Origin of the sequence: Neobacillus sp. NPDC093127 (assembly GCF_044754175.1) — a bacterium.
In the GTDB taxonomy this organism is placed as follows: Bacteria; Bacillota; Bacilli; order Bacillales; family Cytobacillaceae; genus Neobacillus.
In genome coordinates this window covers 111,752-133,659 of record NZ_JBIVOP010000007.1, presented here as the reverse complement: position 1 = coordinate 133,659, position 21,908 = coordinate 111,752, and the positions used below count along the sequence as shown (strand labels likewise).

The following is a 21,908-nucleotide window of genomic DNA, read 5'->3' as shown; positions in this document are numbered from 1 at the left end:
ATCAAAAAAACCTGCCTAAACGTTTAGGCAGGTTTTTTGATTAGTTATTTAATATTTTTACAGTCACGTGTTTATTACCCCAATTTAAAGCGTCTTGTTTTTCAGGGAGAAACACATCAATTCGATTGCCTTTAATCGCTCCCCCTGTATCTGCGGCGATAGCAGGACCGTAACCTTCTACATATACTTTACTTCCTAACGGGATGACAGATGGGTCAACAGCAATGACCTTTGCATCGGGGTTAGCATTTAAATCAACACCGGTTGCTGTTGTGCCGGAACATCCTTCACAAGAAGCTGTATAAGCGGTTGCTTTTACAGTAATTTCCTTTGAGTAGTTATTACCACTTGGGGCAGATTCCCTAACGCTGTCAGCTGCTTTTGCTGCGGTTTTTTTGCTCTCACTTGTCGCAGCCGCCGCTTGGGAAGAAGATTCAGCACGGCCAGTTTCACTTTGGTTGGTATTGCTCTTTTTGGATACTGGTGCTGACTCCGCATTTTTAACATTATTAGCTTTTTCATCATAGATGACAAGCTTTAACCCTGGATGAATCAGGTCTGTATTTAATTTATTCCATTCTTTAATTTGATTAACTGACACATCATATTTCACGGCCACATCCCATAAAGTATCCTTCTGTTGGACCGTATAATTTTTTTCTGTCGCAATTGTTAAAACATCTCCCGGATGAATAAGAGCTGTCGAAAGATGATTCCATTTTTGAATATTTTCCACAGTAGTATGATGTTCTTGAGAAAGATCCCAGAGGGTGTCCCCTTTTTCCACGGTTACCTCTGCAGCTTGTACATTAGCACCTACAGTTCCTGAGAGTGCAGCCACAGCAATGAATGCTTTAATTTTTTTAATCATTTCCTTACCTCCCATGATTTCACGCTAACTGTAGCAATGATAACATGGATTTTTCTGAAACAAAGAACAGGGGGATGTTAATTCGTTTACAAGAATGGCAATTATATTACAATAATATTTCTCGGCTACAAAATAGTTTTTAAAAAAGAATAGTGCGGAAATTACTTCCTGCACTATTCTTTAGATTCTTTATACCCTCGAAATCGCAACTGCACAGGCTTTATACTCTGCAGTCCCGGAAATAGGATCATATTCATTTAAGGTTAACACATTCGTAGGCGTTTCACTCCAATGGAAACTCATAAAGACAAGACCAGGCACCACTTGTTCTGTAACCTTTGCCTTCACCTCGAGCTCTCCTCTTCGCGAACGAACCTGTACCACATCTCCGTTCGTAATCCCTAGTACAGCTGCATCCTCTGGATGGATATCGACGGTTTCCTCCGTTTGTTTCACTTTGACCCCTGCTGCATAATGGCGGGTCTGTGTATGAGTATTATAGGATTCATAGCGGCGTCCAGTTGTTAATGTAAATGGATACTCTGCATCTGGCAATTCTAATGGTTCCGTATAGTCCACAGGGACAAATGGGGACTTCTTCACAACTGGCTGCTTGTTATGGAACCTTTCGTGCATAATAAATGTTCCTGGGTGGCTTTCATCAGGGCAAGGGTAATGGATGCTATACTCTTTTTCCAGCCGCTCGTAGGAAATGCCGCCGTACATCTCCCAGGCAAGCTTTCTAACCTCATCCCAGATTTCCTCACTATTATGATAGTGCATCGGATAGCCCATCATTGTTGAAAGATCACAAAGGATTTCCCAGTCTTCTTTTGTATTAGGATGGGCTTCTATTGCTTTGCGAACGCGTTGGATTCTGCGATCAGTGTTCGTATAGGTTCCTTCTACCTCTCCCCATGAACGAGCAGGCAGAACAACATCGGCCATCTTAGCCGTTTCCGTCATGAAAATATCCTGGACGATTAACAAATCGAGCTTTTCAAATAACTTTTTCGTATGATTCATATTTACATCGGCAAGCAGTGGATTTTCACCAATTATATAAAGAGCTTTTAACTCGCCCATTTCTAAACGATCAAAAGTACGGGTTTGTGTGTCACCAGCTTGTGGATTCAGCTCTACCTTCCAAACATTTTCGTATCGAGCTCGGAACTCATCATTTGCCAGGCTCATTGCACCTGCCAATTGGTTTGGTAAACAGCCCATATCACCTGCTCCTTGGACATTATTTTGTCCCCGAAGCGGCATAATCCCCGTTCCTTCTTTCCCGATGTTCCCAGTTAATAAGGCTAAATTAGCAATATCAAATACATTGTTCACACCACAATGGTGCTCGGTAATACCCAGTGTATAGGCTATCATTGAACTGCTCGAACTCGCATATTCCCTTGCTGTTGCTATAATATCTTCCGCCTTTAAGCCGGTTATTGCCGCGGCAGCTTCCGGTGTATACGGCTCAACTTGTTTTGCTAATTTATCGAAGTCGATTGTAAATTGCTCGATAAATTCCTGATTGTAAAGGCCTTCCTTCAGGATGACGCGAATGAACGCATTAATTAGCGCAATATCTGAGCCTACATTGATTTGTAAATGGCGATGGGCCACTTTTACCATATCAATTTTTCTTGGGTCAATGACAATGATTTTAAGACCCGATTTTACGGCCTTTTTCATCCGATTAGCGATAATTGGGTGTGCTTCTGTCGTATTCGAACCCATTAAAAGCAATACTTCTGCCTTATCAAAATCTTCAAGAGTATTCGTAGGGAAACCGCTTCCAAAAACAGTTGCCAGACCGGCAACGCTAGGAGCATGTCACGTTCGGTTACATCCATCAATATTATTGCTGTGAATGACGGTTCTCATAAATTTTTGCGTAATAAAGTTGGATTCATTTGTACTTCTTGCACAAGCAAACATACTTATTGCGTTTGAACCCCATGTTGTTTTAACTGCGGATAATTTATTGGCAATGAATTGATAGGCTTCTTCCCATGTTGTTTCCACTAGCTGACCAGCTTTTCTGATTAGTGGAGATGTTAATCTATTTTTTGAGTGGACATATTCATAGGCAAATGCACCCTTTACACAGGTTTGTCCTTTGTTCACCGGTGCTTCTTTATCCCCGCGGATCTTCATAATTTTATTATCCTGGACTTCTAGGACTAAGCCGCATCCAGTACCACAGTATCCACAGATTGTTTTCACAAAATTTGCTTCAGCCACTTCTTTCCCTCCTATTTAATACTTTTATACCTATATAACCATATTAATCTATTTATTCCATTTGTAGATTCCTTTTTCGAAAATATTTTGTCTTTTTTAAAAAGGATTAATTTGGATATAAAAAAAACGAGAGGGACCCTCTCGTTTTTAAGCAATTTTTGCTGGCAGTAATATATTAAAGGTTGTGCCTTTATTTGGCTCACTTTCAACAAATACTTTACCATTATGACTTTCAATAATTTTGAAGCTAACCATTAATCCTAAACCATTCCCGTTCTTCTTGGTCGTGAAAAACGGTTCCCCGAGCTTCTGTAATTTTTCCTTCGGTATCCCAACCCCTGAATCCTGAATCGAGATTTGCACCTTATTATCGTGAATAAATGTTTTAACGTGCAGGTCCCCGCCATTTGGCATCGCTTCGATTCCGTTTTTAATAAAATTTAGAAAAACCTGCTTTAAGCGGTTTTCATCACATTCAATCTGGATAATTTCATGATCACAGTCAAATGACAAGCGCACATTCTTCTTGCGCGCTTCAAATTCAAGCAGAGAAACAACATTTTTAATCACAGGAATGACATTCTTTTCTTCTAATTCGACTGCCTTTGGTTTTGCTAATACCATAAAGTCCTCAACGATTGTATTAACACGTTCAATTTCATCAAGAATGATATTCAAAAACTCCTGCCGCTCTGGATCATTTTCATCTAGCTGTAAGAATTCCGTATATCCTTTCATTGAGGTAAGCGGGTTGCGGATTTCATGGGCGACACCTGCTGCCAATTGCCCAACGGCGGCAAGCTTATCCTGGCGGTGCAGGACCTCCTCTGTTTTTTTCCGCTCCGTAATGTCATTACGAATGGCTAAATATTGGTAAGGCCTTCCCTGTTCATTTAAAAAGGGAACAATTGTTGTATCCACCCAATAATACGTCCCATCCTTTGCCTTATTTCTAATTTCGCCTTTCCATACATTTCCCTCACCAATCGTCTTCCAAAGGGTTTTGAAAAAGTCTTTTGAGTGGTACCTTGAATTGAGTATATTATGGTCTTTCCCAAGTATTTCTTCACGACTATACTTGGAAATCTCACAGAACTTGTCGTTAACATTGGTAATCTTTCCTCTTGCATCCGTAAAGGCTACGATCGAGGATTGATCAAGGGCAAATTTAATATCATTATTCTCTTTAATTGTTTCCTTTAGATGCCCCTCTGCCCTTTTTCTGTCAGAGATATCCGACCGAATCGCAATATATTGGATTGGTTTTCCTTTTTTATTCAAAAAAGGAACAATCGTGGTATCAACCCAATAAAATGATCCATCCTTTGCTTTATTACGAATTTCTCCGCGCCAAATCTTTCCGGATTGGATCGTTTTCCATAGGTCCTTAAAGAATTCCTTTGAATGATGCCCTGAATTTAATATCCGATGATTCATTCCGATAATTTCTTCTTGTTTATACTTTGAAATCTCTTCAAATTTATCATTCACATAGATGATTGTTCCACTAGGGTCTGTAATCGCAACAATTGTTGACGCATCAAGCGCTGCCTTAATGTCCTTTAAATTTGTATCTGTCGCCGCTAACTGCTTACTAATTAAAGTACTCGATACAATGAGACCGCCAATAATTAAAACTGAAACAAATAGGACTAAATAAATAAAAAAGGGACTTTCTGTGTTTGATTCTTTTAGCACTTCACTTGTTGTTACAGTGGCCCTTTTTAACAAGAAATGTCCTTCGACAATAGCTGCCGACATGATAATGGCACTAATAGGTTTTAACCAAGCCTGATGACTTTGATTGTAGCTTTTTGAGGAAAAAAGAATCCATAAAGAAAATAAAAATGACCCGGCGATTAACAACCCCGAAAAAGTAAATAAAGGTATATTGTACTTTACATTTAAGTTCATCGCATAAAGTCCAATTACTTGAATCGCAATAACGGCAAACGTTAAAAATAAACTGCCGACAAGTAAATGGTAAAATCGAATTGTTTTAGCATAAAGCGAAAGAAAGGCCATTCCTGTAAAAGCTACCCCCATAAAAATGGAAAGAATCGTTAGGGGTATGTGGTAGCTGGCAAATCGGTCTGTATCGGCGGAAATCAGCCCCATAAAATTCATTACCCATATTCCAATGCCCATTGAGAATGTACCACCAAGGAACAATAGCCGTTTATTTTGGTCGGATGTTCTAATTAAGGTAAACATATCTAATGCTGTATATGATGCCATGATGGTTAAGCCGATAGCAATAATAATAAAATATGGATGAAAAGCTCCTAACAATGCATTCATTATCCAGCATCCCCCGTTCCCTTATCTGTTTCTACTATGATTGTAATGTAAATAAGAATGTTATGGAAGTATAAAATCAATAGGAAATGAAAATTTATTTAGTGCTATATATTAATGATAAATAAAATTACTCTTTAGCGGTTTTTGGGATAAAAGACTTATTTTTTAAAATTTTTTGTTTTTTTCAGAAAAATGTCTACACAATTTTGTGTTTTTTGTTTATACTGTACTATAACAACGGTGGTTGAAATAAACTGTATTAATAAAGGGGGAGTTTTTTATGTTAATGAGTCCGGTTGAATTTTTTAGAAACTTGCCAAAGAAAGAATGTCCAGAATGTGGTCAGCACATTATGGAGGAACAAGCGGAAAGTTATTTAATGGAATGCGATCGCTGTTTATCTAAAAGAGAAGAGTAATATTTGAAAAAACTCTCCGTAATGGAGAGTTTTTTCATGGTATTTTCCTTTTTGAATAGGATTAGCCAGGGATAATCCTTGCCTTAAAAGCAAAACCTTTAGTAAAGGAGATGATGGGAATGGCGAAAAAGGAAGATTATTTAACAACTGCTCCACGAGAACCCCACGTGACAATAAATAATGGTGCTATTTTTCCTAATTTAAAAAATATTGCCGGGGATTCAGTGGATGAACATAAATTGCTTGAAGAAGCGAACACAATAATTGCAGGCGATGAAATTGGACAGCAGAACGAAAATCTATAGCAGTTTGATTTTTGGAGTAAAAAAGAGACTGTCCATTTCCCAGTGACAGTCCTTTGTTTTATCCCGTTGTTAAATTTTCGGAAGCTCTCTTATTTCATGCATCATTTCATTGCCGCACATAGGGCAAAGTAAGTCATCTGCAACAAAATCTTTTCTCATCCAACCGATACACGAATGATCCATACATGAATAGATTTCAGTATCCACCAGTATTACTTCAATTTCCTCTTCTTTACGTTTACCATAAAAAATGAGAACCGCCTCCTTTTTCATAGTATGTCCAAAAAGTCCCTTTTCATTTCCGGAAACCATTTTAACTTTGGAGGAATTTAAAAATGAAAAATAAAACAAGATATACCGTAGTAGGAACTGATATTGAAGAGGTCAAACGGTTAAACAGCCAGTCTGGATTAAGCTATAATGAAGTAAAAGCGATAATTGCTAAAAAATATATGAAAGAGAAATAATAAAGAGCTGGAACTTCTTCACAAAAGTTCCAGCTTTCTTTTCCTTATTCATTATAATCTATCGTTATATTTTCCTCATGTCCTTTAGAAAGAAGTTTGCTTTTCTTACGGTTTTCTTTCGTTTGGAAAATAATGTCGAAATCATAATCGTCAGGGTACAGCTCATTGGCCGCGATATATAGCGTAATCCTTTTATGGTTGATTGAAACTTTCTCGCCTTTAATCTGGACAAGATAATTTCCAAGGGTATCTGGACCGGAATAAACAATTCCAAACTCATTTGTTGACGGGATCTTTACATTATCACCTTGGTGAAACATTGACATTTTCATGTCGGTTTTGTTTGTGTCCCTTTTACGGTCCTTGTATTTATTGACCATCACTTGTTTTTCTAATTCCTTCAATTGCCAAGTATCTATTACTCCCGTTGTATACTGTATCTCTTCCTTATAAGTAATCTGATGGGCTCTCTCAATGATTTTCGGGTGAATCCCAAGCTTTAGAGCGATAGCAAATGCCTGACTATCCCCACCTCTGCCTATATTCAAACGATAGGTTGGACTAAGTGTATTTAAATCAAATTCCATCGAACCATTTATAAATCCTTGATGTGTTTCGGCAAAGTCTTTAATCTCACTATAATGTGTTGTTGCCAGGATGGCTGCTCCTTTTTCATAAAGGGTTTCCAGTATCGCTGTCGCCAGTCCCATTCCTTCCCCGGGATCCGTTCCTGACCCAAGTTCATCTAATAAAACCAATGTCCGGTTAGTAGTATCCTGCAAGATTTCAATGATATTGACAATTCTTGAACTGAACGTACTTAAATTTTCGGCAATACTCTGTCCATCCCCGATATCCACCAGTATTTTCTCAAAGATACAAAGGGTACTTTGTTCGGCTGCAGGAATATGAAGACCGCATTGGACTATTAATGTTAATAGACCGACCGTTTTAATTGTTACCGTTTTACCTCCTGTATTCGGTCCAGTAATGACTAACGCCTGCTGCTCACTACTTAACCGGAGTGATAACGGCACAGCTTTTTCTCCTAATAGCGGATGCCTCGCTTGAATCAAGTTAATTTCATCTGCTTCATTAATACCCACCTTAGATCCATTAATAAAACGACAATACTTTGCTTTTGCAAATAGGAAGTCATAATGGATCATTGTTTCCATTGCTAGGTGGATCAGCTGTTGCTTTTCCTCCACTAAACCGGTTAAGTAACTCAAAACCTTTTGCACTTCCATTTCTTCATCGGCAACGGACCATGTTAACTGGTCCTGGTAAATGGCGATTTCTTCAGGCTCAATAAACAGAGTGGAACCGGAAGCCGAAGTATCTAACACCGTTCCTTTTAGTTTATTGCGAAACTCCTTCTTAATCGGAATAACATAACGTCCATTTCTTTGGCTGACTACATTTTCCTGCAGAAAGGATTTATATTTATTCGAGCGAATCAGTTGCAGTGTTTTTTCTTTCAGCCGTTCCTCAAGTATGGCTATTTGCTTTCTTATTTTTAATAGCTCCTTGCTCGCATAATCATCCACTCTGCCATTTCGAATACAGCGGATGATTTCACTTGCTAACTCCGGTAATTCATCAATTGCATCTATATAGGCAGACACTCTGGGAGCATAGTAAACTTTATCATTCATAAAGCGGCGCATCTTGCCGCAGCAATCCAAAAAATCATAAAACTTTGTCAACTGATCTGGTCTAAGCACAGCACCTTTATTCATATTCCCTATCAGCTGTCCCATCCCATCCAACCCATGTACAGGAACACTCGCACTCTTTTTCAATATCTCAACCGCCTCCGAAACCTCATCAAGCCAAGCCTCTATTTGCCTTTTATTGGTAGAAGGTGTCAGGCACCCGATTTTTGTTTTCCCTTCTTTTGTTAAGGCAAATTGTGCGATTTGTTCTTTTATTTGATTGAATTCCAATATGTTTATGGTGTGCTGGTTCATTTTATTTTCCTCCTGAAATTAAAAATAGCCGCAATGAACAATGTCATTGCGGCTAAAGGATATGAGTGGATTCACTCATTTTCATACTCAAATTTAACCAAAATAAAACTGTCTACACGAGTGTACACAGCTACATTGGTAAAAGGATGTATGCTTATGCTTGCCCATTGTTCTTAACTTCATTCCATAGCTTAATAAGCCCCCGTTCAATCTAGAAAAAACGAGGTTAACCGGAATGAACCTATCCAATTGATTGGATTAGTTAAGAACGACACCAGACATAAAACAAACTCCCTTACAAGAAAGATTAAATTCTTCTAAAGTTTATGATATTTGGAACCATTTGTCAATATTGAAATGCGAACCTCGATTAAAATAATAAAGGAATAAGATAGGGGATGATAAACGACGTAAATACAGCCGCAATCCCCATGGCTGCACCTGCAACTGCTCCTTGTATCTCCCCTTCCTTTACAGCCTCGGCCGTTCCAATACCATGGGCAATCGTCCCGATTGACAGCCCCCGGGCAAATGGGTGATCAACCTTAAACAGATTCAAGAGGTTTGATCCAAACATCGCGCCAATCATTCCAGTTATTATCACATAGGCAGCGATTAAGGAGATATTTCCATGAATGATCTTCCCAATTTCCGTTGCGACCGGAACGGTAATCGATTTTACGGTTAAGGCAAGCGTAAATGCTTTCGGAAACTGAAAGAATTTTGCCAATAGAATGGCCGATGTTATCGTGGTCGCAATTCCGATTGATATCCCCATCATGGCCGCTCCAAAATATTTTGCAAACAAAAGCCGATTTTTGTAAATAGGTACCGCAAGTGCAACTGTTGCGGGCCCAAGCAAATAGGTCATGATGTTTTTTGCTGGAATGTATTCATCAAAAGAAACATTTGAAGCAACTAATATAAAAATGATGATGATCGTACTTATAAATACCGGACTGGTTATCGGAGAAGAATATCTTGCTGCTAAAAAGCGGGCAAAACAATAGACAGATACGGTTAAAAGAATACTATAAAGCGTGATCATGGTAGTTCACTTTTTCCTTTTCTTTTTTCATAATGACTGCTTGCGTTGCTTTTCCTGCAGCTAAAAGGCCAATAAAAGCACTGACGATAAGAACAAGAAGTAACGATAAGCCTTTATCTATTAACGCCGGCCCTAGTGTCATTAATCCTACCGAAATCGGAATAAAAAAGAAGCCTAAATGCTTTAGCAGCCAGCCAGCCGCCATTTCTATTTGGTCAATCTTAATGACACGCAGCCAAAGCAAGAAGAAAAGAATAATAATTCCGCTGGCATTACCAGGGATCGGCAAATGGAAAATCTGTACCGTTAGATTGCCCACCTGATAAATACCAATAAGAATCAACATTTGTATCAAAAATTTCCCTAGCTTTCTTATCATGGTTAACACCTGTCTTCCCAAAATTACAACTAATAACAAGTATAAATGAATGACAAATCAGATGCATTATGTTTGTTCACAGAATATCCATATCATTTTTCAAAAAACTTCTTTATCTTATTTGTAGGAGGGTTGGTAATGAAAAAAATCTATCTCATTTGCAGTCTTGCCGTGTTCTTAGGAGTTGCCGGAGGAATTTCTTTCTTTCTCATTCGGGATGCTAATGCGGCAATACCAGCAAATGTCAGCTTAATTAACCAAAATGGCGATACCTATAATTTTGGTAAGGATAAGACCAAATTAAAGCTAATTGAATTTATTTATACCCATTGTCCAGACATTTGCCCAACCACCACACAAAAGATGGTGGACTTGAAAAAGGATTTAGTAAAAAGCGGCGTTTTCGGTAAGGATATTGAATTTATCACGATTACCATTGACCCCTATCGTGATACCCCGGAGAGTCTTCAAGGCTATATGCAAGGATTCGGAATTAACAATGACAATCAGTGGATGTTTTTAACTGGGGAAAAGAAAAATATTAAAAGGGACCTAAGCAAACTTAACCAGGTAACGGATGCCTTGCAATTTCAATACAAAGACCCGGGAAATGGGCAGTTTGTCCATTCCACCTTTATTTACTTAGTAGATCATAACAATAAATTTGTAGCGAAATTTCCAATGGGAAAAGACTTTAATAAACAAGAGGTCTACAACAAAATAATGGGGAAAATTAGGTGAATAAAAAAAAGCGGTTAGTCTCTTGGATCAATCGCTTTTAATTACCAATTTTTCTTATTTAATTCACGGATGAAGGAAATTTTTTAATTTGCTGTAAAGATAAAAGGTAATTGGACTTTGGTTTGGTTAAACTCGCTTTGATACCTGCTTTTTTTAACTTGTTAACGAGTTCAGTAAGCTGTTTTTTTGCCATACTTTTCACCCTCTTTAAGACTTCTTTAAAACAATTCTACACCAAAATTATGAATAAAGTGTGAATATGGAAAAAATTTTTAAAAAATTTTTTCTTTGCAGAAAGGAAAGTCACAAAGGAATTCGCTCTTCTTCTATTTTCATGGTATAATATATGGCAATATGGTTTTTTGGAGGATGTTTTAAATATGATTACCGTTAGTAATGTAGGTTTACGATATGGAGACCGAAAGCTTTTTGAAGATGTAAATATTAAATTTACGCCTGGGAACTGCTACGGCCTTATCGGCGCAAATGGCGCCGGAAAATCAACTTTTTTGAAAATTTTATCCGGTGAAATTGAAGCGCAAACCGGAACAGTACAACTTGGACCGAATGAACGGATGGCTGTTTTAAAACAGAACCATTTTGAATATGAGGAATTTGAAGTCTTAAAAACCGTTATCATGGGTCATACAAGACTTTACGAAGTCATGCAGGAAAAAGACGCGATTTACATGAAAGAAAACTTTACAGATGAAGATGGCATGAAAGCAGCCGAACTTGAGGGTGAGTTTGCTGAATTAAATGGCTGGGAAGCTGAACCAGAGGCTGCCATTCTATTAAAAGGTCTTGGAATTGGCGAAGACCTTCACGATAAAAAAATGGCTGACCTTTCCGGCTCAGAAAAAGTGAAAGTCTTGCTTGCCCAGGCATTATTCGGCAGACCTGATGTGCTGCTTCTCGACGAGCCGACAAACCACTTGGACATCAAAGCCATTCAATGGCTTGAGGATTTCTTAATTAATTTTGAAAATACCGTTATTGTTGTTTCCCATGATCGTCATTTCCTAAATAAGGTTTGTACGCACATCGCTGATTTGGACTTTGGAAAAATCCAAGTCTATGTCGGCAACTATGATTTCTGGTATGAATCAAGCCAGTTAGCCACAAGACTGACATCTGACGCGAACAAAAAGAAAGAAGAAAAAATAAAGGAACTGCAAGCCTTTATTGCCCGCTTTAGCGCAAATGCATCTAAGTCAAAACAAGCAACATCGCGTAAGAAATTGTTGGATAAAATAACGCTTGATGATATAAGACCCTCCTCACGCCGGTACCCTTTTGTTGGGTTTACACCAGATCGTGAAATAGGAAACGATTTATTAAGAGTGGATGGGTTAACAAAAACAATTGACGGTGTAAAAGTCCTTGATAATATTAGTTTTACAATGAATAAGGGTGACAAAATTGCGCTTGTCGGGACCAATGAGGCTGCCAAAACGACACTTTTCAAGATCCTAATGGGTGAAATGGACGCCGATGCTGGAACTTTCAAATGGGGAATTACCACTACACAGGCTTATTTTCCTAAGGATAACTCCGAGTATTTCGAAAACAGCGAGCTCAACCTTGTAGATTGGCTTCGCCAGTTTTCTCCAAAGGATGATAGCGAAAGCTTCCTAAGGGGCTTCTTAGGAAGAATGCTCTTCTCCGGGGAAGAAGTGTTGAAGAAAGCAAGCGTCCTCTCAGGGGGAGAAAAAGTTCGCTGCATGCTCTCCAAAATGATGCTAAACGGCGCGAATGTGTTACTGCTTGATGAACCAACTAACCATCTTGACTTAGAATCGATTACTGCTCTCAATAATGGATTAATCAATTTTAAAGGCTCATTATTGTTTGCTTCACACGACCATCAATTCATTCAAACCATTGCCAACCGCGTGTTTGAAATAACACCAAATGGCTTAGTTGATAAGCAAATGACTTATGATGAATACCTTGAAAATGCAGATGTTCAAAAACAAGTTGCAGAGATGTATCAGTAATAGAACAGAAAAAGGCGCCCTGATTTTTAACTCTCAGGGTGCCTTTTTCTGTTAGTATCTTTTTTGTTTTTTTCTAGATGATGATTCTGCTCTTTCGCCTGTTTCGGTTGTTGTTGTTCCTTGACCTTCCACTTGCGCAGAATTAAGCCCGATTGTCGATGCGTCTTTTTTACGCTTTCCCATATGCACACCTCCCCTATTAGCTTTTGGAAAATTATCTCTTTTATACAGAATATTTACCTTAAACTTTGGCATGATAATCTAGAGGAGGAGGTGTTTTGTATGGCAAAAGTTGGAGTGGAACAATCTCTTACAAATATTCAGCAGGCATTAAGGGAAAAGGGTTATGATGTGGTTGAACTAAAACAGGAAGCAGATGCGCAAAATTGTGATTGCTGTGTTATTACCGGCCTGGATTCTAACATGATGGGAATGCAGGATACCTTTACAAAAGGTTCTGTTATTGATGCAAACGGAATGTCCGCAGATGAAGTATGTCAACAAGTGGAGAGCAGGCTGCAATAATTTTTTCAAAAGACTAAAGGACTTCCACTTTAGTCTTTTTTCGCTTTAATATTCACCTTCGGGCCTTTTTCTGTAAAGGGCTCTTGCTTTTTTTGGGTTCGGCTGTTTTCCTCTTTTTCTTCTCCAGCTAGATTAGGTGTATACTCACTGCCATATGTTGCCCCAATGTTTAATTTGCCTGTTAATTCTTTAATTCCCAGCTGGCCAAAATTATTATTGAGCTCATATTTATCCACTATTATCTTTTCAATATTAATTTTTTCGATGATAATCGGCGGTTCCTTTGTTTTGATAATCTTTTCTGTCGGAATTTGTTCTTGGAAGCTTTGCAGAGTACTTTTTATCTCCATTATATTTATTTCTAAGGAATACAATTTCTTCTTTAATTCCTTTTCATATTCATTTTTCCGGAATATAAGGAATAAATTTTTTAATGACATGTTCACAAACGCTCCCTTATTTTCTACCATACTACATTTATATGGAAAAAACAGCTTAACATGTCCACTTAAAAAGGAGTCGATTAATATAGTTAGTCGATGGGAATGATTTCTCCTTTTTCAATCGTGCGCTGATAACTTACAAACAGAAGACCATTCCAAAATTTGGCGTTAAGCTGATTTGGACGGACGGTATCAGGTATTTTAATTTGACGCTGGAATTCTCCATAAAACCTTTCAGAATAGGTGACTTTAAATTGTGGATGGATTGGCAGGGCCTTGCCTTTAATGGTTAGGATATCGCCGTTGAGCCCTAATTCAATATTCTCTTTCATAACTCCTGGAAGCTCCACTATGACCATCACTTCGTGCTCGCTTTCTAACACATCGATAATCGGGAATGTCCGCGAATTTTTCTCTTCCCGAATTGACTGCCCCTCGCCGCTTGAAAAAGGTGTTTTAAATTGTTGCTCATTCATAAATTGCTTAGTGAACTCTTGGTCAAATATATTACTCCAGAAATCACCGCCATGCATATTCTTGGCAACATCCATCCATTGTTTTAATTTTTCCATATCCATCTATCCACACCCCCTTCGTCCCTTTAAAAGGGTCCGTGAAAACCATGTAAATCATTTTTAACATGCCTACTTCCATATTACTAACCAGGTTTGTAATTTAATCCATTTATTCCTCTTCTTCATAAACGTTCAAGAAACGCATATATTTAAAAGCAAGAAAAAGGAGGAGATGAAATGCCCGCTCCAACTCCATATATTAATATTAATATCTTTATGATTAAAATTAATTCCTTTGAAAATGCTTCTGCGGTAAATATTGGTCAAAATTTGTTAGCTGATTGGCATAATTCGGATAAAAAAAATCAGGGCTACGGTCAAAATTTTGGAGATAAAAGTGACTTCGTGGCAACAAGAAGTTTTGTTGATGACAGAGATCAAATCGACTCGCCTTCCTCCTTCGACTCTCGTCCGCTTAATTTTGAACCGTAGTAATAAAAAAGCCGCGGAAAGAAATTCTTTCCACGGCCTTTTAATATTTGCTATTAATCTTTTTTCGAATACCGATAAAGATTCCTACAAATGCGATAATCATAAACCCAAAAATAACATTTACCTGTAAAAGAGGTTGTTCACTTTCTTTTTCTATTGGTTTTTGTTCTATTTTCTTTGCAACTGCCTTGGGCTTAGGCGGTTCGTTATACTTTAATTGAATCGATTGGAGCACTTGACCATTTTTAGTTTCTATCGACAGCATCCCGTTGCTATCTATATTTTTTATGCATCCATCGATATTTTCTGTAAAAAGAGTATCGTTTTCAGGATAAAATTCTTTATTACCCGTTTTAAAAATTTCACCCTGCTTGATTGTCGCATGCTGATAATCCTTAAACCCGTAATCAAACAAAAGAGCTGTGTCTGTATATTTATCTAGTTTTTGCTCAGACTTCAGGACAACAGCAGTTAACCTTATTTTCCCATTATCGGCAGTCGTGGCCAAAGTTTGTTTTGCTTCGGTTGTATAGCCTGTCTTCCCCCCAGTAATCCCCTCGTAAGGCAATTCACCTTTCAACATCCGATGATGGGTAAAGAGCGTCGTTTTCCATGACTGCCCTTCCCACTCAAGCCTTTTTGTGCCAAAAATTTCAGAAAAAACAGGGTTCTTAATCGCATAATTCGTCATTAATGCTAAGTCCATTGCGGTTGTATAATGATTTTGGTCAAACAATCCATTCGGATTGATGAAATGGGTATTTTTTACCCCAATCGTTGTTTTTAGATATTCATTCAGATGTTCTGCAAACTGTTCAACAGTACCATCCATATACTCAGCAATCGCCACTGCCGCATCATTACCGGAGTTAATTAGCATCCCTTGGATCAGCTTCTTTAACGAGACCTGTTCCCCTTCATTCAAATATACCCTGGTTCCATCTTGATTTACTGCATTAGCACTGACCGTAACGATACTGTCTAAATTCCCTTTTTCAATCGCATAAATAGCGGTTGCGATTTTGGTAGTACTGGCGGGATACATTTTTTCCTCCGCATTTTTTGCATAGAGCACAGCACCAGTATCTGAATCTAGCAAAACAGCACCTTCACTTTTTAGAGCTAATTGCTGATTTTCTGCTGCATTGACAGTTAATAGGTTCGTAAATAGTAGGAGTACAACCGCGAGAAGAGAAATAAATTTATTCAATCTTAAACACCCTTTTACGTTTAATTCCTCTTTGATTTTACCAGATTTTTTGGAAAAATAAATAGTTTTTCCTAAAGTTTGGTTCAAAGTGGAAATTAAACGGGACAAAAAGCCGGTTGGAGGAATATTCCCAACCGGCGGTAACCTAAGATCTTTTTTTCGAAATTAATAACGTAATTTGTGTCATGATGAGAGGTAAGGAGGTTTTTCGTCTGTAAGCCAAATATTTCGGTTCCCAAATATTTGTATATTTCGCTTTAAATTTTCTTAAGCTTTGAAAGTGGTAAATAAAGTGACCGTGCAAGAAAATTTGCGCGGCAATCTTTTCACTTAAGAAGGAAAATCTTGATAGTCCCACATTGGCCAGCGGTGCCATTCCCATATTAAATCGGTGATACCCCTGATCCTTTGCCCAATCAATTAAGGAAAGGAACAGAAAATCGATGGTTCCTGTTTCTGCTTCTGGCCTAAACCTCATTAAATCAACTGAAACGGTTTGATAATCATCATACACATACATGATGCTCATAAAGCCGATAATTCGGTTCCCACCATTTTTAACAATCGCAATCGGCGCTTTGTTTAAATAGCCACTATCAAAGAAGCCTAATGAAAACCCCTTCTCTTTTCTCCCCTGGAGCCATTCGTTTGAAACTTCTTCTAGTTCAGCCAAGAACTCATCCGTAAAAGGAGGATGCAATACTTCAAAATAAAATTTTTCACGGTTAAATTTGTTTTTTATCGCACGCAGGCTCTTCATTTTGTTTCCCGAGAGTGAAAAGGTCCTAAGATCGACAAAGGCCTCTTCTCCCAATTTAAAAAAAGCAAAGCCATGTCCGTGAAGATAGGGAAGCATCGCATCACTGACTTGGTAAAAAACAGGAGTAAATCCATGTAAGTCAGCAATTTCCTGAAATTCATCAATTGCGTTTGATATTTCGTCTTGCTCACCAATGGGATCTCCTAGAATAACAAGCTTGTCTGCATATTGCTGAAAAGGGATTAAGACATTTTTCTTGCAATTCCAAAAGATATATTTGTCATGCAAGAAGATCAAATGGGATAAAACCTTCCCTTGATAATTTTTCAAATGAGTGAAAATTTCCTTTTCATAGCCCTGCGATCTCTCAAATTTCCATTTTTTGCGGAAGCTGATTATATAGCCGGTAAATAGGATTAATGACGCAATAACCAACCCAATGAAGGCACTAGTAAATAAGTCACGGTAATCCACAATCACAAATGGTAACAATTTTTCTGGAATCGTTAATTTAGCAATTGGTAAATTTAAATAGCCAATTAAAATGTACATCGAAGTAATAATCAGAATGACTGTGACATCAAAAATGGTCTTTCCCCATGTCAGAACATAACTTTCTCGATAAAATTGTCCCTTTGATGTTCTAAGGATTAAGGCTACAATGATTAAAAAAATCGCTTCCTCATAATCTATACCTTTAAAAATAGAGAAAAGTGCCGCAAGAATTAAAGCGAACATTGTCAGCTCATATGTCCTTTTAACACTATATTCAATTCCGCGCGATAAACCCAACAGTAAAAATCCAGCCGCCACCGACAGTTGGTGGGAAACATTAATAATTGGAAAAGACAAGAGCTCCTGGGCTATCTTTAGCCTGGACATGATTCCTGGTACACTGGCAGATAATAACAAGATTAATCCTGATAAAAAAACCAGCATCGTTAAAATAACGTGACTTAAACCTTGGATAATCGCTTTCGGCAAATAATTCCAGGATTGGTTCCATTTTTCCCAATATAGCTTTACAAAAAACACAAGACTGATGATAAAAGGGATGAAATAATAGCCAATTCGATAAAACAATAACAGGACCAAAACTTTTTCCTCAGGAATTTGTAAATCCTGCATTCCCCAAATGAAAACTAAATCAAACGAACCGAGTCCCCCAGGAATCATACTAATGATACCGGCACATGCTGCCACAATATAAACAGGAAAAAGATTTTTAAAAGAGATTGGGATGCCCAAAATCCTGCTTAAAAAATAAATAGCGACGAACACTGCCAGCCATTCTACAATGGAAACGATAACAAGTTTAATACTAACATTGGCCGTAATCAGGGTCTGATTTTTTTTCGACTTAAAAGAATGTATAATGAAAAAAATCGGCAGATAAAGACCCACGCCTAGTACAGCAAAGTAAAGCCACTTTACATCAGCAAACAATGGAAAGTGGCGGAATCCAATCGTCACAATCCAGGTTAGCGCTGAAATCCCTGTTAAATAAAAAAGCGAAACCGAGGCAATGACCCCAAGCAGCCTTCGTTTATCGTGTTCAAGCTTGTGAAAAAAGTAGGTTCTCAGCATGGCACCAATCAGGCCGCCAAAACCGATTAAATTGGAAAAAGAATTAGCAATGAACGATTGTTCTAAAAGCTCCCGTTTCGGAACTTTTAATTTCAAGATACGAACTAAAATAACATCGTAAAACAACATTGGTAAAACTGCTGCAAAGGTAATCGCTAAAATCAGCAATAAAATCCAGAAGTTCAGTTGATTGATCTCATTTCTAAGCAACTGGACATTCAAATCCCCGGAAAACTTTTTGATTTCTGTAATAGCAAAGATTAATAAAAACAATGGAAAAATAATTTTTGCTGTTTTTACTATTTTTTCTTTTCTAATCCCCAACAAAATAACCACCTATTTTTCATTCCTGATATAAATATAAACTTTTCGCCAGGAAAAACAAAGAGATATATTCGTTTAATAGACAATTCGTTATTTTCATTCTAGACATTTTCTAAGGTGTTCAACCGTTGCATTCTTTAAAACCAAAATGCTGCAATCCTCTTTACCGCTTATCCAATTAAAAAAAATATATAAAAAAGAGACAAGTTTCCTAGCGTACTCAGCATAAGTATTAAATAGGACAAATTTATGAGGGGGTTATTATGTGAGATTCTTAGTCTTAAAAAAAGAAACATTGCTTTTCTTTCTAGCGGTAGGAGTTGTCCTTGCAAGTATTTCAGCATGGTTTATGTTAAAAGCAGGTGATTCTACCGTATTTAATCACCAATCAGATAAGGAAACCCGTGAGATTCATATGGTTACAGTAGAATTCAAGACGAAAATGAAAAATGGCAAGGAATTAGAGGTATATCGGTGGGACCCTGGTTCAATTTCTATGAAAAAGGGCGAAAAAGTGAATTTGTATATTAGTGGGATTAACGGAGAAAAACATCCTTTCTATATTGAAGGCACAAAAATTAAGGGAACAGTAAAAAAAGGTGAGGAAACCGTTGTTCCACTTCAATTCGATAAAGCAGGAACTTACCGGATAATTTGTGAGGCACATTCAGATCGATCACATAATGGGCCGATGATTGCTGATATAGTAGTCAATTAAGAGCAGGGACAGTATTCCTGCTTTTTTCATTGGTCAAAGCCTGCTGTTTCATAGGTTTTCACTATCAATATATTGATATTATCCATTTCCCTCTATAAAACAGTTTTCAAAATCAACTACTTTTATATAGTACAGTTTTTACTCCACCGAAGAGAAGTTCATAAAAAAGTCACATTCAAACCACTTAAAACTCTTAAACACCAACACTTCACAATTTCTTAACAAATATCCCCTATTTTATGCCCCACATTTCAATTTCAACCTGTTATACTTGGTTTAAGATAAAAATATCTCATCTGTTATATATTTTTTCAAAAACTTAAGAGGTGAAAAATAATGAAAGAATGGAATGGATTTATAAACGGATCATGGTCTAAGGAAGTTAACGTTCGCGATTTTATCTTAAAAAACTACACTCCATTTGAAGGTGACGACTCCTTCTTAGCTGGTCCAACTGACGCTACAAACAAACTTTGGGAACAAGTAATGGAACTTACCAAGCAGGAACGTGAAAACGGCGGTGTCCTCGATATGGATACCGAAACGGTTTCTTCGATTACCTCCCATGGACCAGGATATCTGAATGAAGAATTAGAAAAAGTAGTTGGTGTTCAAACGGACAAACCATTTAATCGTTCGATGCAGCCTTTCGGTGGAGTTCGGATGGCCAAAGCAGCCTGCGAAGCTTACGGTTATGAATTAAATCCTGAAATCGAAAGAATTTTCACTGAGTTCCGAAAAACGCACAATCAAGGTGTATTCGATGCCTATACGGACGAAATGATGCTTGCTCGTAAAGCAGCCATCATTACCGGCCTTCCTGATGCCTATGGCCGTGGCCGGATAATTGGTGATTATCGTCGTGTTGCATTATACGGTGTCGATTTCTTAATCAAAGAAAAACAAAACGATTATAAAAATACCAGCAAAGTTATGACAGAAGATAATATTCGGTTACGCGAGGAACTCGCTGAACAAATTCGCGCTCTAAAAGAGTTGAAAGAGCTTGGCACCAGCTATGGATTTGATATTTCCCGCCCTGCCGAAACTGCCCAAGAGGCATTCCAATGGTTATACCTAGGATATTTAGCAGCGATTAAAGAGCAAAACGGAGCCGCAATGAGCCTTGGACGCGTTTCTACCTTCCTTGACATTTATATCGAAAGAGATGTGCAAAATGGTACATTAACAGAAATGGAAGCACAAGAAATCGTTGACCACTTTATCATGAAACTGCGCCTGGTGAAATTCGCCCGCACACCGGATTATAATGAATTATTTAGCGGTGACCCAACATGGGTAACAGAATCAATCGGCGGAATGTCTTTGGACGGACGTGCACTTGTAACCAAGAACTCATTCCGTTTCCTTCATACATTAGATAATTTAGGACCGGCACCAGAACCAAACTTAACCGTTCTATGGTCACCACAGCTGCCTGAAAACTTTAAAAAGTACTGTGCGAATATGTCGATTAAGACAAGTTCGATTCAATACGAAAACGATTCGATTATGCGCCCTGAATACGGCGATGATTACGGAATTGCCTGCTGTGTATCCGCGATGGAAATCGGCAAGCAAATGCAGTTCTTCGGCGCTCGTGCAAACCTTGCCAAAGCCCTACTCTACGCCATCAACGGCGGCGTCGATGAAAAGTTAAAGATACAGGTTGGGCCGCTTTATCAGCCAATCACTGCTGAAGTGTTGAATTATGAAGAAGTCATGGAAAAATTTGATCATATGATGGAATGGCTTGCAGGTCTTTACATTAACACCTTGAACGTCATTCATTATATGCACGATAAATACAGCTATGAAAGAATTGAGATGGCCCTGCATGATACAGAAATACTTCGTACTATGGCAACAGGAATTGCCGGTTTAAGCGTTGTCGCTGATTCCCTTAGTGCGATTAGATATGGCGAAGTAAAAGTAATTCGTGATGAAAATGGATTGGCTGTTGATTTTGAAACAGCCGGTGACTACCCTAAATACGGAAACAATGATGACCGTGTTGACAGCATCGCTGTAGAAATTGTGGAAACCTTCATGAAAAAATTACGCAAACATGTAACGTATCGAAATTCTGTTCACACCTTATCAGTATTAACCATTACTTCAAACGTGGTTTACGGTAAGAAAACCGGTAATACGCCTGATGGCCGACGCACCGGAGAGCCGTTTGCACCTGGTGCAAACCCAATGCATGGCCGTGATACGAAAGGAACATTAGCTTCCCTATCTTCTGTTGCTAAGCTTCCTTACAGCTATGCAATGGATGGTATATCTAATACTTTCTCGATTGTACCAAAAGCATTAGGCAAAGAAGAAGAAACACAAATTCGCAACCTAGTCTCCATCTTGGACGGGTATGTCATTAAAACTGGACATCACCTTAACGTAAACGTCTTTAATAGAGAAACATTAATTGATGCAATGGAGCATCCAGAACAATATCCACAATTAACGATTCGAGTTTCTGGCTATGCGGTAAACTTTATTAAACTAACAAAAGAACAACAGCTTGACGTTATCAACCGTACTTTCCATGAATCATTGTAATTAGCAGTTTTGGGGAGGGGCC

At 38.1% G+C, this 21,908-nt stretch carries 22 protein-coding genes; 9 read left to right on the top strand and 13 right to left on the bottom strand.

The genetic code is table 11. From position 1 onward, the window contains the following. Positions 1–40 precede the first annotated feature (40 nt). The 3 genes from ACIQCO_RS12060 to ACIQCO_RS12050 all read right to left on the bottom strand — a co-directional run bounded on the left by ACIQCO_RS12060 (position 41) and on the right by ACIQCO_RS12050 (position 5,419). Positions 41–871: a LysM peptidoglycan-binding and 3D domain-containing protein gene (locus ACIQCO_RS12060; protein ID WP_400428744.1), complete on the bottom strand. Its 831-nt coding sequence runs from the start codon at positions 869–871 to the stop codon at positions 41–43. Positions 872–1,060: 189 nt separating this feature from the next. Beyond that, complete coding sequence (gene fdhF, locus ACIQCO_RS12055) at positions 1,061–3,100, bottom strand: formate dehydrogenase subunit alpha (RefSeq protein ID WP_400428902.1); 2,040 nt, start codon at positions 3,098–3,100, stop codon at positions 1,061–1,063. Between the two features lie 165 nt (positions 3,101–3,265). Continuing rightward, complete coding sequence (locus tag ACIQCO_RS12050; protein WP_400428742.1) at positions 3,266–5,419, bottom strand: PAS domain S-box protein; 2,154 nt, start codon at positions 5,417–5,419, stop codon at positions 3,266–3,268. 280 nt (positions 5,420–5,699) lie between these two features. Here ACIQCO_RS12050 and yhfH point away from each other — a divergent pair, with 280 nt between their 5' ends. Further along, on the top strand, positions 5,700–5,837 hold the full coding sequence (yhfH, locus tag ACIQCO_RS12045) for a protein YhfH (RefSeq protein ID WP_007086707.1): 138 nt from the start codon (positions 5,700–5,702) through the stop codon (positions 5,835–5,837). Positions 5,838–5,956: 119 nt separating this feature from the next. Continuing rightward, positions 5,957–6,142 (top strand): hypothetical protein, encoded by a 186-nt coding sequence (locus ACIQCO_RS12040; protein ID WP_400428740.1) that lies wholly within the window; start codon positions 5,957–5,959, stop codon positions 6,140–6,142. Positions 6,143–6,211: 69 nt separating this feature from the next. On the opposite strand, the gene ACIQCO_RS12035 is transcribed toward ACIQCO_RS12040, so the two are convergent. Beyond that, positions 6,212–6,415, bottom strand: coding sequence for a cold-inducible protein YdjO-related protein (locus tag ACIQCO_RS12035; RefSeq protein ID WP_400428738.1), 204 nt, complete (start codon positions 6,413–6,415; stop codon positions 6,212–6,214). Between the two features lie 62 nt (positions 6,416–6,477). On the opposite strand from ACIQCO_RS12035, the gene ACIQCO_RS12030 reads away from it, so the two are divergent. Continuing rightward, positions 6,478–6,609 carry a hypothetical protein gene (locus tag ACIQCO_RS12030; RefSeq protein ID WP_400428736.1) on the top strand — a complete coding sequence of 44 codons (132 nt, stop codon included), beginning with the start codon at positions 6,478–6,480 and terminating at the stop codon, positions 6,607–6,609. A gap of 44 nt (positions 6,610–6,653) precedes the next feature. Here ACIQCO_RS12030 and ACIQCO_RS12025 read toward each other — a convergent pair whose 3' ends face one another. The 3 genes from ACIQCO_RS12025 to ACIQCO_RS12015 form a co-directional block, all read right to left on the bottom strand. Then, positions 6,654–8,582 (bottom strand): endonuclease MutS2, encoded by a 1,929-nt coding sequence (locus ACIQCO_RS12025; RefSeq protein ID WP_400428735.1) that lies wholly within the window; start codon positions 8,580–8,582, stop codon positions 6,654–6,656. A 370-nt stretch (positions 8,583–8,952) separates the two neighbouring features. Then, a complete protein-coding gene (locus ACIQCO_RS12020) occupies positions 8,953–9,630 on the bottom strand; it encodes an LrgB family protein (RefSeq protein ID WP_400428733.1) in 678 nt (225 codons plus the stop codon). Further along, a complete protein-coding gene (locus tag ACIQCO_RS12015) occupies positions 9,614–10,009 on the bottom strand; it encodes a CidA/LrgA family protein (protein WP_400428731.1) in 396 nt (131 codons plus the stop codon). The genes ACIQCO_RS12020 and ACIQCO_RS12015 overlap by 17 nt, the downstream gene beginning before the upstream one ends. Before the next feature lie 138 nt (positions 10,010–10,147). Between ACIQCO_RS12015 and ACIQCO_RS12010 the strand changes: the two genes are divergently transcribed. Continuing rightward, entirely contained in the window at positions 10,148–10,750 is a 603-nt protein-coding gene (locus tag ACIQCO_RS12010) for an SCO family protein (protein WP_400428729.1), read from the top strand. 58 nt (positions 10,751–10,808) lie between these two features. Here ACIQCO_RS12010 and ACIQCO_RS12005 read toward each other — a convergent pair whose 3' ends face one another. After that, the gene (locus tag ACIQCO_RS12005; RefSeq protein ID WP_400428728.1) at positions 10,809–10,943 is read right to left on the bottom strand and encodes a hypothetical protein; all 135 of its coding nucleotides are present in this window, start codon (positions 10,941–10,943) and stop codon (positions 10,809–10,811) included. Positions 10,944–11,130: 187 nt separating this feature from the next. Here ACIQCO_RS12005 and ACIQCO_RS12000 point away from each other — a divergent pair, with 187 nt between their 5' ends. Continuing rightward, positions 11,131–12,750: an ABC-F family ATP-binding cassette domain-containing protein gene (locus ACIQCO_RS12000; protein WP_400428726.1), complete on the top strand. Its 1,620-nt coding sequence runs from the start codon at positions 11,131–11,133 to the stop codon at positions 12,748–12,750. A 51-nt stretch (positions 12,751–12,801) separates the two neighbouring features. Here the strand turns inward: ACIQCO_RS12000 and ACIQCO_RS11995 are convergent, their stop codons facing one another. After that, positions 12,802–12,933, bottom strand: coding sequence for a YuzL family protein (locus tag ACIQCO_RS11995; protein ID WP_400428725.1), 132 nt, complete (start codon positions 12,931–12,933; stop codon positions 12,802–12,804). 99 nt (positions 12,934–13,032) lie between these two features. On the opposite strand from ACIQCO_RS11995, the gene ACIQCO_RS11990 reads away from it, so the two are divergent. Next, positions 13,033–13,275 carry a YkuS family protein gene (locus ACIQCO_RS11990; protein WP_400428724.1) on the top strand — a complete coding sequence of 81 codons (243 nt, stop codon included), beginning with the start codon at positions 13,033–13,035 and terminating at the stop codon, positions 13,273–13,275. A 29-nt stretch (positions 13,276–13,304) separates the two neighbouring features. Here the strand turns inward: ACIQCO_RS11990 and ACIQCO_RS11985 are convergent, their stop codons facing one another. Both ACIQCO_RS11985 and ACIQCO_RS11980 read right to left on the bottom strand, forming a co-directional pair. Continuing rightward, positions 13,305–13,715, bottom strand: a complete 411-nt coding sequence (locus ACIQCO_RS11985; protein WP_400428722.1) for a hypothetical protein — start codon at positions 13,713–13,715, stop codon at positions 13,305–13,307. Between the two features lie 92 nt (positions 13,716–13,807). Next, complete coding sequence (locus ACIQCO_RS11980) at positions 13,808–14,296, bottom strand: Hsp20/alpha crystallin family protein (protein WP_400428720.1); 489 nt, start codon at positions 14,294–14,296, stop codon at positions 13,808–13,810. A 174-nt stretch (positions 14,297–14,470) separates the two neighbouring features. Here ACIQCO_RS11980 and ACIQCO_RS11975 point away from each other — a divergent pair, with 174 nt between their 5' ends. Next, positions 14,471–14,725, top strand: coding sequence for a hypothetical protein (locus ACIQCO_RS11975; protein ID WP_400428718.1), 255 nt, complete (start codon positions 14,471–14,473; stop codon positions 14,723–14,725). A gap of 40 nt (positions 14,726–14,765) precedes the next feature. Here the strand turns inward: ACIQCO_RS11975 and ACIQCO_RS11970 are convergent, their stop codons facing one another. After that, positions 14,766–15,935, bottom strand: coding sequence for a D-alanyl-D-alanine carboxypeptidase family protein (locus tag ACIQCO_RS11970; RefSeq protein WP_400428716.1), 1,170 nt, complete (start codon positions 15,933–15,935; stop codon positions 14,766–14,768). 145 nt (positions 15,936–16,080) lie between these two features. Then, the gene (gene mprF / locus ACIQCO_RS11965; protein WP_400428714.1) at positions 16,081–18,606 is read right to left on the bottom strand and encodes a bifunctional lysylphosphatidylglycerol flippase/synthetase MprF; all 2,526 of its coding nucleotides are present in this window, start codon (positions 18,604–18,606) and stop codon (positions 16,081–16,083) included. A gap of 265 nt (positions 18,607–18,871) precedes the next feature. Between mprF and ACIQCO_RS11960 the strand changes: the two genes are divergently transcribed. Both ACIQCO_RS11960 and pflB read left to right on the top strand, forming a co-directional pair. Next, complete coding sequence (locus ACIQCO_RS11960; RefSeq protein WP_400428712.1) at positions 18,872–19,324, top strand: cupredoxin domain-containing protein; 453 nt, start codon at positions 18,872–18,874, stop codon at positions 19,322–19,324. A 336-nt stretch (positions 19,325–19,660) separates the two neighbouring features. Continuing rightward, positions 19,661–21,886: a formate C-acetyltransferase gene (pflB, locus tag ACIQCO_RS11955; RefSeq protein WP_400428710.1), complete on the top strand. Its 2,226-nt coding sequence runs from the start codon at positions 19,661–19,663 to the stop codon at positions 21,884–21,886. The last annotated feature ends 22 nt before the right edge of the window (positions 21,887–21,908 follow it).